Annotated in this window: 13 protein-coding genes; 6 read left to right on the top strand and 7 right to left on the bottom strand. The window is 70.8% G+C overall.

Translation table 11 applies throughout. The features are described 5' to 3' along the window. Positions 1–2 precede the first annotated feature (2 nt). On the top strand, positions 3–1,931 hold the full coding sequence (locus tag ACWDGI_RS01000) for a 2-oxoacid:acceptor oxidoreductase subunit alpha (RefSeq protein WP_450754086.1): 1,929 nt from the start codon (positions 3–5) through the stop codon (positions 1,929–1,931). Beyond that, the gene (locus ACWDGI_RS00995; RefSeq protein ID WP_450754084.1) at positions 1,924–2,985 is read left to right on the top strand and encodes a 2-oxoacid:ferredoxin oxidoreductase subunit beta; all 1,062 of its coding nucleotides are present in this window, start codon (positions 1,924–1,926) and stop codon (positions 2,983–2,985) included. Before ACWDGI_RS01000 ends, ACWDGI_RS00995 begins: the two co-directional genes overlap by 8 nt. A gap of 59 nt (positions 2,986–3,044) precedes the next feature. Here the strand turns inward: ACWDGI_RS00995 and ACWDGI_RS00990 are convergent, their stop codons facing one another. Continuing rightward, on the bottom strand, positions 3,045–3,464 hold the full coding sequence (locus tag ACWDGI_RS00990) for a winged helix-turn-helix transcriptional regulator (RefSeq protein WP_450754082.1): 420 nt from the start codon (positions 3,462–3,464) through the stop codon (positions 3,045–3,047). Between the two features lie 92 nt (positions 3,465–3,556). Between ACWDGI_RS00990 and ACWDGI_RS00985 the strand changes: the two genes are divergently transcribed. From ACWDGI_RS00985 to ACWDGI_RS00975, 3 genes are all read left to right on the top strand, one after another. Next, the gene (locus ACWDGI_RS00985; RefSeq protein WP_450754080.1) at positions 3,557–4,411 is read left to right on the top strand and encodes an NAD(P)H-binding protein; all 855 of its coding nucleotides are present in this window, start codon (positions 3,557–3,559) and stop codon (positions 4,409–4,411) included. A 217-nt stretch (positions 4,412–4,628) separates the two neighbouring features. Continuing rightward, on the top strand, positions 4,629–5,597 hold the full coding sequence (gene rarD / locus ACWDGI_RS00980) for an EamA family transporter RarD (protein ID WP_450754078.1): 969 nt from the start codon (positions 4,629–4,631) through the stop codon (positions 5,595–5,597). 31 nt (positions 5,598–5,628) lie between these two features. Continuing rightward, the gene (locus ACWDGI_RS00975) at positions 5,629–6,093 is read left to right on the top strand and encodes a VOC family protein (RefSeq protein ID WP_450754076.1); all 465 of its coding nucleotides are present in this window, start codon (positions 5,629–5,631) and stop codon (positions 6,091–6,093) included. A 40-nt stretch (positions 6,094–6,133) separates the two neighbouring features. On the opposite strand, the gene ACWDGI_RS00970 is transcribed toward ACWDGI_RS00975, so the two are convergent. Continuing rightward, the gene (locus tag ACWDGI_RS00970) at positions 6,134–7,483 is read right to left on the bottom strand and encodes a tetratricopeptide repeat protein (protein ID WP_450754074.1); all 1,350 of its coding nucleotides are present in this window, start codon (positions 7,481–7,483) and stop codon (positions 6,134–6,136) included. A 221-nt stretch (positions 7,484–7,704) separates the two neighbouring features. Between ACWDGI_RS00970 and ACWDGI_RS00965 the strand changes: the two genes are divergently transcribed. Further along, a complete protein-coding gene (locus tag ACWDGI_RS00965) occupies positions 7,705–8,310 on the top strand; it encodes a flavodoxin family protein (protein WP_450754072.1) in 606 nt (201 codons plus the stop codon). Here ACWDGI_RS00965 and ACWDGI_RS00960 read toward each other — a convergent pair. The 5 genes from ACWDGI_RS00960 to ACWDGI_RS00940 form a co-directional block, all read right to left on the bottom strand. After that, on the bottom strand, positions 8,300–9,202 hold the full coding sequence (locus ACWDGI_RS00960; RefSeq protein ID WP_450754070.1) for an ABC transporter permease: 903 nt from the start codon (positions 9,200–9,202) through the stop codon (positions 8,300–8,302). The two genes, ACWDGI_RS00965 and ACWDGI_RS00960, sit on opposite strands and share 11 nt — an antisense overlap. Then, the gene (locus ACWDGI_RS00955) at positions 9,189–10,211 is read right to left on the bottom strand and encodes an ABC transporter ATP-binding protein (RefSeq protein WP_450754068.1); all 1,023 of its coding nucleotides are present in this window, start codon (positions 10,209–10,211) and stop codon (positions 9,189–9,191) included. The genes ACWDGI_RS00960 and ACWDGI_RS00955 overlap by 14 nt, the downstream gene beginning before the upstream one ends. Before the next feature lie 54 nt (positions 10,212–10,265). Further along, entirely contained in the window at positions 10,266–11,504 is a 1,239-nt protein-coding gene (locus tag ACWDGI_RS00950) for a LolA family protein (RefSeq protein WP_450754066.1), read from the bottom strand. Positions 11,505–11,763: 259 nt separating this feature from the next. Beyond that, entirely contained in the window at positions 11,764–12,732 is a 969-nt protein-coding gene (locus ACWDGI_RS00945) for a CHRD domain-containing protein (protein WP_450754064.1), read from the bottom strand. A 169-nt stretch (positions 12,733–12,901) separates the two neighbouring features. Next, positions 12,902–13,909, bottom strand: coding sequence for a polyprenyl synthetase family protein (locus ACWDGI_RS00940; RefSeq protein ID WP_450754062.1), 1,008 nt, complete (start codon positions 13,907–13,909; stop codon positions 12,902–12,904). Between the last annotated feature and the right edge of the window lie 928 nt (positions 13,910–14,837).

Here is a 14,837-nt window from a genome sequence, read left to right as displayed (position 1 = left end):
CAGTGACCAGCCAGGTCAGCAGGACAACGGAACAGGCCGACGGAACCGTCGTGGGAGAACAGCGCAGGCCGGGCGGCGTGAAGGCCGTCCGGCGCCTCGATCGGGTGATCATCCGCTTCGCGGGGGACTCGGGTGACGGCATGCAGCTCACCGGTGACCGGTTCACATCGGAGACCGCGTCCTTCGGCAACGATCTCTCGACCCTCCCGAACTTCCCCGCCGAGATCCGCGCCCCGGCAGGCACCCTGCCCGGGGTCTCCTCATTCCAGTTGCACTTCGCCGACCACGACATCCTCACCCCCGGGGACGCGCCGAACGTGCTGGTCGCGATGAACCCGGCCGCCCTGAAAGCCAACATCGGGGACCTGCCACGCGGCGCGGAGATCATCGTCAACACGGACGAGTTCACCAAGCGGGCGATGCAGAAGATCGGCTACGACGCCTCCCCGCTGGAGGACGGCTCGCTGGACGGATACAGCCTCCATCCGGTGCCGCTGACCACTCTGACGGTGGAAGCCCTCAAAGAATTCGACCTCACCCGCAAAGAGGCCGAGCGCAGCAAGAACATGTTCGCGCTCGGCCTCTTGTCATGGATGTACCACCGGCCCACCGAGGGCACGGAGAGGTTCCTCAAGGAGAAGTTCGCCCGCAAGCCCGAGGTCATGAACGCCAACCTGGCGGCCTTCCGCGCGGGCTGGAACTTCGGGGAGACGACCGAGGACTTCGCGGTCTCCTACGAGATCGCCCCGGCGACCACCGCGTTCCCGGTGGGCACCTACCGCAACATCTCCGGGAACCTGGCCCTGGCCTACGGCCTGGTCACCGCCTCCCGCCAGGCCGACCTGCCGCTCTTCCTCGGCTCCTACCCGATCACCCCGGCCTCCGACATCCTGCACGAACTGTCCAAGCACAAGAACTTCGGCGTGCGGACCTTCCAGGCCGAGGACGAGATCGCGGGGATCGGCGCGGCACTCGGCGCGGCCTTCGGCGGCTCGCTCGCCGTGACCACCACCTCCGGCCCGGGCGTGGCGCTGAAGGCGGAGACGGTCGGACTCGCGGTGTCGCTGGAACTGCCGCTGCTGGTGGTGGACATCCAGCGTGGCGGGCCGTCCACCGGGCTGCCGACCAAGACCGAGCAGGCCGACCTGCTCCAGGCGATGTTCGGCCGCAACGGCGAGGCCCCTGTCCCGGTGATCGCTCCGCGGACCCCGGCCGACTGCTTCGACGCCGCTCTGGAGGCCGCCCGGATCGCGCTGACGTACAGAACGCCGGTGATGCTTCTCTCCGACGGCTACCTGGCCAACGGCAGCGAGCCGTGGCGCATCCCGGAGCTGACGGAACTGCCCGACCTGCGTGTCCAGTTCGCCCAGGGCCCCAACCACACCCTCGACGACGGCACCGAGGTCTTCTGGCCGTACAAGCGCGACCCGCAGACACTCGCCCGCCCGTGGGCGATCCCGGGCACGCCCGGTCTCGAACACCGTATCGGCGGCATCGAGAAGCAGGACGGTACGGGCAACATCTCCTACGACCCCGCCAACCACGACTTCATGGTCCGTACCCGGCAGGCCAAGATCGACGGCATCGACGTCCCGGACATCGAGGTCGACGACCCGGACGGCGCGCGCACCCTGGTCCTGGGCTGGGGCTCGACCTACGGGCCGATCACGGCAGCGGTACGGCGGCTGCGCCGGGCCGGCGAGGCGATCGCCCAGGCGCACCTGCGCCACCTCAACCCCTTCCCGCGCAACCTGGGCGCGGTCCTGGGGCGGTACGACAAGGTGGTGATCCCCGAGATGAACCTCGGCCAGCTCGCCACCCTCATCCGGGCGAAGTACCTCGTGGACGCGCATTCGTACAACCAGGTCAACGGCATGCCGTTCAAGGCCGAGCAGCTCGCCGAGGCGCTCAAGGAGGCCATCCATGACTGACACCGCCGACGGACTGCTCCAGCTCGTGCCCAAGGCCGCGGCAAAGCAGTCCATGAAGGACTTCAAGTCCGACCAGGAGGTGCGCTGGTGCCCGGGCTGCGGTGACTACGCGATCCTGGCCGCCGTGCAGGGGTTCATGCCGGAGCTCGGGCTGGCGAAGGAGAACATCGTCTTCGTCTCCGGCATCGGCTGTTCCTCCCGCTTCCCGTACTACATGAACACCTACGGGATGCACTCCATCCACGGTCGCGCCCCCGCCATCGCCACCGGACTGGCCACCTCCCGCCGGGACCTGAGCGTCTGGGTCGTCACCGGGGACGGCGACGCCCTCTCCATCGGCGGCAACCACCTCATCCACGCCCTGCGCCGCAACGTCAACCTGAAGATCCTCCTCTTCAACAACCGGATCTACGGGTTGACGAAGGGCCAGTACTCACCGACTTCCGAAGTCGGGAAAATCACCAAGTCGACACCGATGGGCTCCCTGGACGCCCCGTTCAACCCGGTTTCCTTGGCGATCGGCGCCGAGGCCTCCTTCGTGGCCCGCACCATCGACTCCGACCGCAAGCACCTCACCGACGTGCTGCGCCAGGCCGCCGCCCACCCCGGCACGGCCCTGATCGAGATCTACCAGAACTGCAACATCTTCAACGACGGCGCCTTCGACACCCTCAAGGACAAGCAGTCCGCCGAGGAAGCGGTGATCCGCCTGGAGCACGGACAGCCCATCCGCTTCGGCACCGACGGCATGCGCGGAGTCGTACGCGACCGGCTCACCGGTGACCTGACGGTCGTCGACGTGACCCCGGACAACGACTCCGAGATCCTCGTCCACGACGCCCACTCCCCCTCCTCCACCACGGCCTTCGCGCTCTCCCGGCTGGCCGACCCGGACACCCTGCACCACACGCCGATCGGCGTGCTCCGCTCGGTGGAACGGCCCGTCTACGACGTCCAGATGTCCGAGCAGCTGGACACGGCGGTGGAGCAGCACGGCAAGGGCGACCTGGGGGCGCTGCTGGCCGGCGGCGACACCTGGACGGTCGTCGGCTGACCGTCATCGAGCAGTGAGCGCGAGCGGGCCCGGACACTGCGTCCGGGCCCGGTTCGCGTTCAGGCGCGCTTCGCCTCGTCGTACGCCTCCCGGGCCCGGGTGACGTCCGCCATCCGTCGCTCGGTCCACAGCGCCAGGTCCCGTACCTGCCGGGCGGCCTCGCGGCCGAGGTCGGTGAGGGAGTAGTCGACCCGGGGCGGGATGACGGGCTTGGCGTCCCGGTGGACGAGGCCGTCCCGCTCCAGGGTCTGCAGGGTCTGGGTGAGCATCTTCTCGCTGACCCGGCCGATGGCGCGGCGCAGTTCGCTGAAGCGGTGGGGGCGGTCGAGGAGCTCGATCAGGACCAGGACGCCCCACCGGCTGGTGACGTGCTCCAGGACCAGACGGTGGGGGCACATCGTCTCGCCGACGACGTACTTGCCGGCACTCGCCGCGGGAGCGTCGGAGCGGTTCTCGACTTCAGGGGTACTTACGGCCATGCCAGTACCTTACTTCAAAGTGGGTACTTTCTTCTGGTTAGCGCACCTCCTAGGGTTAGTGACATCGGAACCCCACAAGGAGATCGCAGACCATGAGCATCGTTGTCACCGGAGCCACCGGACACCTCGGCCGTCACGTCGTGACACAGCTGCTGGAGAAGGTCCCGGCCGAGCAGATCACCGCCGTCGTGCGCGACGAGGCCAAGGCCGCCGACTTCGCCGCCCGCGGCGTCAACATCGCCGTCGCCGACTACAACGCCCCCGAGACCTTCGACAGCCTCTTCGCCGCCGGCGACAAGGTGCTGCTGATCTCGGGCAACGAGTTCGACAAGGGCCGTCCGCAGCAGCACAAGGTCGTCATCGACGCGGCCAAGGCGGCCGGCGCGGCCCTGCTCGCCTACACCAGTGCCCCGGGCAGCCTGAAGGCGTCGCTGGTGGACGACCACCGTGCCACCGAGGAGCTGCTGCTCGCCTCCGGCCTGCCCTACACCCTGCTGCGCAACGGCTGGTACCACGAGAACTACACCGAGAACCTCGCCCCGGTGCTGGAGCACAACGCCGTCGTCGCGGCCGCCGGTGACGGCCGGGTCTCCTCGGCCTCCCGCGCGGACTACGCGGCCGCGGCCGTCGCCGTACTGACCGGCGAGGGCCACGAGAACCGGACGTACGAGCTGGGCGGCGACGTCGCCTGGAGCTTCGACGAGTACGCGGCGGAGATCGCGCGGCAGACCGGCAAGGAGATCGCCTACAGCTCCGTGCCCGGCGAGGCGCTCCAGTCCATCCTGACCGGCGCCGGGGTGCCGGAGATGTTCGCCGCGATCCTGGTCGACGTCGACGCGTCGATCGCCAAGGGCGAGCTGGTGGTCGACTCCGGCGACCTCTCCCGCCTGGCCGGCCGCCCGACCTCCCCGATCTCCGAGGCCGTCGCGGACGCGCTGAAGCAGTAGGCCCTGCGCCGGACAGGTCCTGGGAGGCCTGCGCCGGACAGACCCTGGGAGGCCTGCGCCGGACAGACCCTGGGAGGCCTGTGGCGTCTGAGGGCCTGAGCGGCTGCGCCCTCGCCTGTCATGACCGTATGCCGATACGGCCATGACAGACGGGGGCGCACGGCGCTACCTTCGTCCCGGTGTGCTGGAGCTGGGCGTGAGGGCGTAAGGAGGGCCGGTGGCCGACATATCGAGGGGTGAGCGGCGGGCAGGGCTGGTGAACGGTTTCGCCGCCTACGGGATGTGGGGTCTGGTCCCGCTCTTCTGGCCGTTACTCAAGCCCGCCGGGTCGCTGGAGATCCTGGCCCACCGGATGGCGTGGTCCCTGGTCTTCGTCGCCGTCGCGCTGGCCTTCGTACGACGCTGGGCGTGGGCCGGCGAACTGCTGCGGCAGCCGCGCCGGCTGGCGCTGGTGGCGGTAGCCGCCGCCGTGATCACCGTCAACTGGGGCGTCTACATCTGGGCCGTGAACGCCGGGCACGTCGTCGAGGCCTCACTCGGCTACTTCATCAACCCCCTGGTGACCATCGCCATGGGTGTACTGCTGCTGAAGGAGCGGCTGCGGCCCGCGCAGTGGACGGCGGTGGGCGTCGGTTTCGCCGCCGTGGTCGTACTGGCCGTCGGCTACGGGCAGCCGCCGTGGATCTCGCTCGTGCTGGCCTTCTCCTTCGCGACCTATGGACTCGTCAAGAAGAAGGTCAACCTCGGCGGCATCGAGTCACTCGCGGCGGAGACGGCGATCCAGTTCCTGCCCGCGCTCGGCTATCTGCTGTGGCTGGCCGGCCACGGCGAGTCCAGCTTCGTCAACGACGGTCCCGGGCATGCCGCCCTGCTGGCCTCCACCGGCATCGTCACCGCGCTCCCGCTGGTCTGCTTCGGCGCCGCAGCGATCCGCGTCCCGCTCTCCACGCTCGGTCTGCTGCAGTACCTGGCGCCGGTCTTCCAGTTCCTGCTCGGCATCCTCTACTTCCATGAGGCGATGCCCCCCGAACGCTGGGCCGGCTTCGCCCTGGTCTGGGTCGCCCTCGCCCTGCTCACCTGGGACGCGCTGCACACCGCCCACCGGTCCGCGCGTGCGCTCGCGGCGGCGGCGGCCGTACCACGGCCGGTGCCGACGGCCGCGGAGAGTCCCAAAAGTCAGGTGTGAGGCTCACGGCCGTCGGCTATAAGTGGGCGCCATGACGCAGACGCCCGCACCCCTGCACTGGAAGCTCGTCGTCGACGCCCGCGACCCGCACGCACAGGCCGACTTCTGGGCCGCCGCGCTGCACTACGTACCCGAGGACAACAGCGCGCTGGTCGAACGTTTGCTGCAGCTGGGGGCACTGCCCGGCGCGGCGACCGTGGAGTACCACGGCCGTGCCGCCTTCCGTGACCTGATCGCCGTACGGCATCCGGACGATCCGTTCGACCAGGAGCGCGGGACCGGGCTGGGACGGCGGCTGCTGTTCCAGCGGGTACCGGAAGGGAAGTCCGGCAAGAACCGCCTCCATATCGACCTGCACGCCGAGACGGGCAGGCGGTCGGAGGAGGTGGCGCGGCTCGAAGGGCTGGGCGCGACGGTGGTGCGCCATGTGTCCGAGCCGGCCGGGGAGTGGACGGTGCTGGCCGACCCGGAGGGCAACGAGTTCTGCGTGCAGTGACCGGCCGGCGCCGACGGCTGCGGGCCGGCCCGACCGACGCTCAGGCGTTCTCGGCCGCGCGGCGGGCTCGTTCGGTGAGGCGGGCCATCCGGGCGCGCGCGGAATCCAGTTCCTCCGGGTCGTCGGCGGCCGGGCCGTCCTCGGTGGTGAGCTGTGCCCACAGGTCGATCAGGTCGCGGCCGAGGCGCAGCCCGTGCTCCGGGTCGCGCACCGCGCGCCAGGCGGTGGCCGCGCTGCGCACGTTCCCGTACGCCCCCTCACCGTCCCGGGCCTGCCGGTGCTGCCGTGCCAGGTCGAGGGAGAGGTGGAAGGCGCCCAGCGGGTCGCCCGCCAGGTAGGCGATGTACGCGGTCAGCTCGCGCAGGTGCAGCACCTCGGTGTGACCGTCGCCCAGGGTCGCGGAGGCCTCGGCGACGGTGCGCTCCGCGAGTTCGGCCGCCGCGTCGATACGGCCGGCCCGGACGGCCTCGTTGATCCGCGACACCGGCTCGGTGAGCAGCGCGGCCCCCTCCGCCGTCACGGTCACCGGCTCGTCCCCGAGCACCTCCTCGGCGACGGCGTCGAATCCGCGGGCCGGGGTGTGCCTGGGATCAGGGTCGAGGACGCGGGCGGCCTCGGGCTCCACGAGGGGGCCTATGAGGGGCTCTACCAGCGATTCGACGCGAGGGTCGGTCCGGGGCGCCAGCCGAGGCCCGGTGACGGCCTGGGCGGGTACGACGGCGGGGGCGGGAGAGGTCGCGACAGCGGAGGCCGGGGGTCCTTCCATGACGGGCGGCGGGCCGAACACCCCGGTCGGCGCCTGGACGGTGCCCGGCACGGGCGGTGCCGTTACCGAAGGTGCCGCGACCGGCGGTGCCGGGACCGCCCGCAGCGGGTGCGCGGGAACCGTTTCCGAGGCCGCCGTTTCCGTGACCGCCGCCTCCGCGACCCGCACGCCCGCCGCCTCCGCGACCGCCCCGTCCGTGGTCGGCGGCTCCGCGGCCGGCGATTCCGGGGCCGGCGGCTCGTCGACGGCGTGCAGGAGATGCGTGGGCCTGTCCCGGCGGGGCTGCTGCGCCGGCTCCGGGGGGACGGCTGCGCTCGGCGTACCGGGCACAGTCATCCGTACCGGATCGCCGGTGAAGCTGCTGGAGCCGTCCAGGTTCACCTGGAGGCGGACGACGTAGCCGATGCGGCTGTCGTGGACGGTGGCGAGGACGGCTCGGCCGGTGGTGCGGGCGAGGCGCTGGAGATGGTTCAGGACCGCCTGCTGGGGCTCTTCACCGGGCGCCGGGAACAGCGGTACGCCGTCCACGGTCGCGGCGCCGCCCGTCACGCGGACCTCGACCGGTTCCGCCGACCGGTCGGTCTGCTGAGCTTCCCGCTTCGTCTCGCGGCTGAGTCGGGACATCGGCCCTCATTCCCCCGGCGTCACCGTCCGGTCGTACCCGTGCGTACGGTCAAGTCTGGCCGCTCCCCTCGGCCCACGCGTCACCGCGACGTCACAGCCTCGCATCAGGAAGGGGGCCATCCGGTGCCCGGCCCGGCGGCGGCACCCCTGGCGAAACTGAATGCATGCGCATAAGATGCAGGCACCTTTATTCGCCGCACGCCGCTCACCTGGGGGATCTCGTGACTCGCCGCTTCCTGTTCGTGCTGGGCAGTTCCCGTCCCGACGGCAACACCGAACTCCTCGCCCGCCGAGCTGCCGAACAGCTGCCCGAGGACGTCGAGCAGCGGTGGATCAGCCTGGCCGACCATCCCCTGCCGGACTTCGTGGATCTGCGACGCGACGCCGACCACGTCCGGGCGCCCTCGCACGCCAACGCCGGTCTGCTGCTCGACGCCACGCTCGCCGCGACCGACATCGTGATCGCCTCGCCGGTGTACTGGTACTCGGTGTCCGGTCTCACCAAGCGCTACCTGGACTACTGGTCGGGCTGGCTGCGCACCCCCGGTGTCGACTTCAAGGCGACCCTGGCGGGGCGCACCCTGTGGGGGGTGGCCGCGCTGGCGGACGACGAGCCGTCCGTCGCGGACCCGTACGCCGGTCTGCTCCACAACTCGGCCGCCTACCTGGGCATGCGCTTCGGCGGGGTGCTGCTCGGCAACGGCAGCGCGCGCGGGGATGTCCTCAAGGACACCGAGGCGCTGGCGCGGGCCAAGGAGTTCTTCGCCGGCGAGGCGCCCCTGGCCCGCTTCGCGGTGGACGAGACGTCCGCCGCCGCTACGCCGTGATGTCCTTCGTCGTGAACCGCGCCCAGGCCGCCGACCCGAACACCGCCACGTACAGGGCCTGCAGCTCCAGGTTTCTGATCAGGTCGTCCCAGTAGACGGGGTCGCGCACCAGGTCGGCGAAGGACAGCCAGTAGTGGGAGAAGAAGTACGGCTGGAGCGCGTGCAGCTGGGGGATCTGGTCGAGGATCTGGACGGTGATCAGCAGGCCGACGGTGGTCGCCATCGCCGCGATGCCGCTGCTGGTCAGCGTGGAGACGAACAGGCCCAGCGCCGCTATGCCGGTCAGGGAGGCCGCCACCACCAGGGCGATCAGCAGGGCCCGGCCGAGGCCCTCGGTGAACGAGATCTGGGTGCCGGAGATGGTGGTCACGTCGCCGAGCGGGAAGAGGACCGCCCCGACGGCGAGGGCGGAGGCGGCCACCACCAAGGTGGCCAGCAGGCAGAAGGCCATCGTCGTCGCGTACTTGGTGAGCAGCAGGCGGGTGCGGCCGGCCGGGGCGACCAGCAGATAGCGCAGGGTGCCCGCGCTGGCCTCGCCGGCGACCGCGTCCCCGGCCACCACCCCGACGGCCATCGGGAGGAAGAACGGGAGGGTCGCGGCCAGGGCCGTGAACACCAGGAACAGTCCGTTGTTGGTGATCTGCGCGATGAACGCCGGGCCGCCACCCCCGCCCCCGCCGCCTCCGCCCCCGCCGACCTGGCCGTCTCCTGATGTCTCGATTTTGACGGCGACCCCGATCAGGACCGGCACCGCCGCCAGTACTCCGAGCAGCGCGAGGGTGCGCCAGCGCCGCAGGGTGACGGTCAGCTCGCTGCGGAGCAGGCCGAGGGTCCACAGCGGGTTCGGCCGTACGGCCGCTCCGTCCACGACCGCCGCGTCAACCCGCGACATCGAATCCCTCCCCGGTCAGCGCCACGAACGCGTCCTCCAGCGAGGCCCGTTCGAGTGTGAAGCCGCGTACCCGCACGCCCGCCGCGACGAGCGCCGCGTTGACCTCGGCGAGATCGCGCTCGGGCGGCTCACCGGTGACCCGGTCCTCGGTGATGGCGACGTCCGCGACGCCCTGTTCCTTGAGGACCCGGGCCGCCTCGCCGGTGTCCGGGGTGGTCACCACGAGCCGGCCGCGCGCCCCGGCCGCCAGGTCGGCCACCGCGCCCTGGGTGATCAGCCGGCCCTGCGCCATCACGGCCGCGTGGGTGCAGACCTGCTCGATCTCGTCGAGGAGGTGGGAGGAGAGGAAGACGGTCGTGCCGTCCCCGGCCAGCTCCCGTACCAGCGAGCGGATCTCCCGCATGCCCTGCGGGTCCAGGCCGTTGGTCGGCTCGTCCAGGACCAGCAGCCTGCGGGGCTGCAGAAGTGCGGCGGCCAGCCCCAGGCGCTGCTTCATGCCGAGCGAGTAGGCCTTCGCCTTCTTCGCGGCGGCCGCCGTCAGGCCCACCCGGTCCAGCGCGGCCTCGACGCGGGTACGCCGGGTGCGCGGGTCGGCCGTCGGGTCGGCGGCGTCGTACCGCAGCAGGTTGTCGCGGCCGGAGAGGAAGCCGTACAGCGCCGGGCCCTCGATGAGGGCCCCGACCTGGGGCAGTACGACACGGGAGGCGCGCGGCATCGGACGGCCCAGGACACGGGCCGTGCCCGAGGTGGGCGTGATCAGGCCCATCAGCATGCGGATGGTGGTGGTCTTGCCGGAGCCGTTCGGACCGAGGAAGCCGAAGACACTGCCCGCCGGGACGGTCAGGTCGAGACCGTCCACGGCGAGCTGTCCGCCGCGGTAGCGCTTGGTGAGGCCGCGGGTGTCGATGACACCCGCGCGTGCCGGGTCGTCCTGGCCCGTGTCGCCCTGGCCCTGGTCGTCCTGGCCCTGGTCCTCCGTCTCCTGCTCCGTGGCGGACGGTTGGTCCATCGGCTCCCTCGATTCGTCGTGCGGCAGGGGTACGGGGGACCCGTCCCGCCCTTGTTACCCCGCGTTCGCCGCCTTCACCAGCGCCGCCTTGTCCACCGCGCCGACGTACACCTTGCCGTTGTCCGTGATCAGGGCGTTGATCAGCCGGGTGGAGAAGACCGTGCCCTTGCCGAACTTGCCGGAGACCGGGTCGCCGAGCGAGCCGAGGAAGCCGCCCAGGTCGCCGCCGCCGGAAGCGGAGCCGCTGGGCAGGCCGCCCTTGTTGCCGGTGTCGATGACGGCTATGGAGTTCCAGCCCTTGCCGAGGACGTCGAAGCCGTTCTTGCCGAGCTCCTCGGGAGCGCTCTGGCCGGGCGCCTTGGTGATCTTGTCGCCCTTGTCGCCCTTCTCTGCCTTGTTCGCCTTGTCGAGGCTGTCGCCCTCGGTGACCTTGGCACCCTTGGGCGGGGTGAAGTCGAAGGTCGAGGCGGCCGGCTTGGCGAAGCTGACCTGGGTGTAGCCGGCGTCGATCACGGCCGCGCCGCCGCTCGACGGGGTCAGCGTGAACTTCAGCGGGGTACCGGTCTTGGCGTCCACCGCGATACTGATCGCACCGACCGTCGTACCGGACTGCTTGGGCTTGATGACCAGCCGGTAGGCGTCGCGGCCGGCAACCTGGGCGGTGCCGTCGACCTTCACCGACGTGGTGTCGTCGACCGACTTGAGGACCTCGTCGGCGAAGTCCTTGGGCGTGGCCGGGGTTTCGTGCTGCTCGGCCTTGCCGGAGTCGGCGGCGGTGGAGTGGTAGACCTCGTTGGACTTGCTGTCGTATCCCCACACGTCGGTGCCGTTGTGGATGAGGCTGTACTCGGCGCCGCTCTCCAGCAGCGACACCTTCTGCTTCTCGGGTCCGTCGGCGGCCACGCGCAGCGTGTGGGTGCCGGAGGCCAGCTCGGTGAGCTTGGTCGACGGGTCGGCGGACGAGCCGTCGCCGCCCTGGGCCGCGCCGGACATCAGGCCGCTCTCCAGACCGCCGAGGTCGGGCAGGCCGAGGTCGGTGCTGATCTTCACGGTGCCGGACAGCTGCTGCACGTCCGACTTGGCGATCTTGTCGATGAGTTGCTGAGCGGTGATCTTCGGCAGGTCGGGGTCGCCGGAGTCGGCGAGTGCCGGAACCAGGCCGATCGTGGCCGCGGCCACTCCCATGACCGCGACCGGGACGACGTATCGTGCGGCCTTGCGCCGCCGCTCGGCGCGCAGCTCGTCGTCGGCCTGCGCGGCCCCCGTGCTGTCCTCGGTTTCGTACGGTGCCATGTGTGCCTTACCTCCGTCGTCGGCGGCGGCTGTGCTCGCACGTGTCCCACCCTGAGCCGCCATTCTCACCCGAATCAGTGAGTGGTGGTGATTTCCGTGGTTTCCATCTCACCAAATCCGGGCCTCTCAAGCGTCAGACCCGGGAGCCAACTCCGTGTACGCCTGCGGTATGACACAAGGGTGGAGGCGCCTCCCCCGACCCGTAGGGGTCGTGCGGCGAAGGCGCCTCCTGTCACTTTCTGTCACGTACTCCGTTCGCTCAGTGCTGCTGCACGAACACGTAGTCCGCCCGGTAGGGGACGCCGACGACGGCACCCGGGGCGCAGGAGCCGGCCGGGGCGACGCCGCCGACGGTGTTCAGGCGCAGGATCTCCCCGGTGTGCGCGAGCAGGCCGTGCTTCTTGCCCGACTGCGTGGCCTTGAGGTCCAGCTCGGGGATGTTGCCGGTGCCGTTCGGCGTCTTGGTCAGGACCGCTCCGGTGACCGCGCTGCCGTCGGGCGCGACCCACTGCGGGGTGCCGGAGCCGGGGGCGACGAAGGAGTGCCGGATGCCGCCGCCGAGCTTGGCGCTGACGTCACGCTGGGCGAAGGCGTAGCCGCCGCCGTCGGCCGCCTTGCACTCGTAGATCTGCTTGCCGGTGACGACGGAGGCCTGGAGGCCGCCGCCCCTGAGGTCGGTGACGGCGGTGACGGCGTGCAGCTGGCCGCGAATCGCCCCGCCCGGGAACTGGGCGGTGTGCAGGTTGGCGTAGAAGCCGCCGGGGTCGGTGGTGAGCTGCTTGAGCAGGGCCTTGTCGGTGACCTTGACGCTGCCGGTGACGCTGTGACCCCTGGCCTTCTTCAGCAGCTTCCCGAAGTCGATCTTCACCCCGCCGTTGGTGCCCTTGGCACCCTGGTGGATGTGCAGGTCGGTCGGCCTGCCGGTGCCGCGCCAGGTCACGGCGACGGTCACCTTGTCCCCCTTGACCTGGATGAACTCCAGCGCCGCGCCGTCCTTGTCCCCGACGGCGGGCCCACCGGCGACGGGCACCTCGTTGGCGCCGCGCAGAGCGGCGACGAGAACGACAGAGCCGGTGGAGCTGTGGCTGACAGAGCTGCGGTCGATGGAGCTGTGGGCGGTGGAGCCGTGACTGGTGGCCGCGGACGCCGGGACGGCGGCACCCCCGAGAGCGGTCACGGTGACGGCGGCGGCGACGAAGGTCTTGCGGCGCTTGACGTTGTTGACCATGATTCCGTTTTCTCCCCCTATGCAAGCCGACGCCCCCTGCGTCAGCTTCTGGGAAGAGATACGGAACGCATCCTAGATTGGACTCAGTCCAGCAATGTGATGTACGACACAGGGGCGAGCCCGTGGGCTCACCCCCTTGAGGAATCGTGTCGACGGAGCGACCAGGGGGCTATCCCGCCCGGTGCACCACCGCGTCGCACAGCTCCAGGAGCGCCACCTTGGAGTCACATTCCGCCAGCGGGGCCAGGGCGGCCCTGGCCTCCTCCGCGTACCGGACCGTGTCCCGGCGCGCCTGCTCCAGCGCCGGGTGCGCCCGCAGGGCCGCCAGGGCCTCCGCGTGCCGCGCGTCGTCCGTGAGGTCGGAGTCCAGCAGCTCGCACAGCGCGATGTCCTCGGCCAGGCCCAGCCGCGCCGCCCGCTCCCGCAGCCGCAGCACCGGAAGCGTGGGCACGCCCTCGCGGAGGTCGGTCCCCGGGGTCTTGCCGGACTCGTGGGAGTCGGAGGCGATGTCCAGCACGTCGTCGGCGAGCTGGAAGGCGACACCGAGGCGTTCGCCGTACTGGGTGAGGACGTCCACGACCGTCTCGTCGGCGCCGGACATCATCGCGCCGAAGCGGCAGGAGACCGCCACCAGCGAGCCGGTCTTGCCGCCGAGCACGTCGAGGTAGTGGTCGACCGGGTCCCGCCCGTCCGACGGCCCCGCCGTCTCCAGGATCTGGCCTGTCACCAACCGCTCGAACGCGAGGGCCTGGACCCGCACCGCCTCGGGTCCGAGATCGGCGAGGATCTGCGAGGCACGGGCGAAGAGGAAGTCACCGGTGAGGACGGCGACCGAGTTGCCCCAGCGGGTATTGGCGCTGTCGACACCGCGCCGCACGGACGCCTCGTCCATGACGTCGTCGTGGTACAGCGTGGCGAGGTGGGTCAGCTCGACGACCACCGCCGACGGCACGACGCCCGGCGCGTAAGGGTCACCGAACTGCGCCGCCAGCATCACCAGCAGCGGCCGGAACCGCTTCCCGCCGGCCCGCACGAGGTGCTGAGCGGCTTCCGTGATGAACGGGACCTCACTTTTGGTGGCCTCTAGCAAGCCCTCCTCGACAGCCGTCAATCCGGCCTGGACATCGGCTTCGAGAGCCTGGTCCCGCACGCTCAGCCCGAACGGCCCGACGGTCACGAGGGGTCTCCTGTCTGCTGGTGTCCACTGGCGATTACACGGTTTGTCGATAGGTCGCTGCCATCACTCAAGTCAGCGTATCCGGTCAGGTTTCGATCACCGAGGGCGCCCACCGTTACACCCCGGGCGCTATCGGATCACGACCGGTATGTTTTTGATCAGCCGATACGACCTGACATCCAATGACTTAACAGGAAGTACCGACGCTTGTCCCGAACCGGGGCGCAAGCCGTGTCCCGGACCGGAGCGCGAACCTCGCCCCGGACCAGCGACGCCGCCGGCTCCGGCGCCGGACCGCCCGGCAGGTCTCCGGCCACGGACGGTCACCCCTTCTCCGGCCGACGTCACCTGCCCGGAGGTACCCCCTCCGCTGTCCGCCAAAGCCGACGGGAGCACTCCGTCCAGATCCGCACCCGTACGTCCGCCCCTTACGAGATCACGCACGAGGTCCTCCGTATCCCCTTCTCGGCCCTGACGTCGCCCCACGCGCGCGTGGCCGCCATGGAGGGACGAGTCCGCTCACGGACGTTCCCTCGAACACCTTCCCCACCGGCACCACCGTCCTCCACTTGAGCCGCGGACATCCCCCGGCCGACGGTCCGGGCGCACCCGCGACCGCCGGCCGGCCGACGGCACGCCCCCGGCGCGACGGAGGCGTCGGCGCAGTCGGCGTCTCCCGCGGTCGGTGCCCCCGGGACAGCTCCATCTCCCTCCGGACGGCGACTCTCGTACCCCAGCCGCTCGAGGCGGTCGCCGGCGCCCGCCAGCCACGGACGGCCGCCATGACAACGACGCACGGCACGGCGGAGGTTCCGCCCTCACGGAGGACACGCGCGCGTGAACGGCCGCCTGCCGCAGCCGGGTCGGCGAGCCCGCCGACCCCGCCCGCGACGTGACCGGAATCATGCACAGCCGTCGCGTTCGAACT

Source organism: Streptomyces sp. NPDC001220 (genome assembly GCF_053597895.1).
The sequence above is the reverse complement of the archived record's forward strand: the minus strand, read 5'-3'. Positions and strand labels throughout refer to the sequence as shown.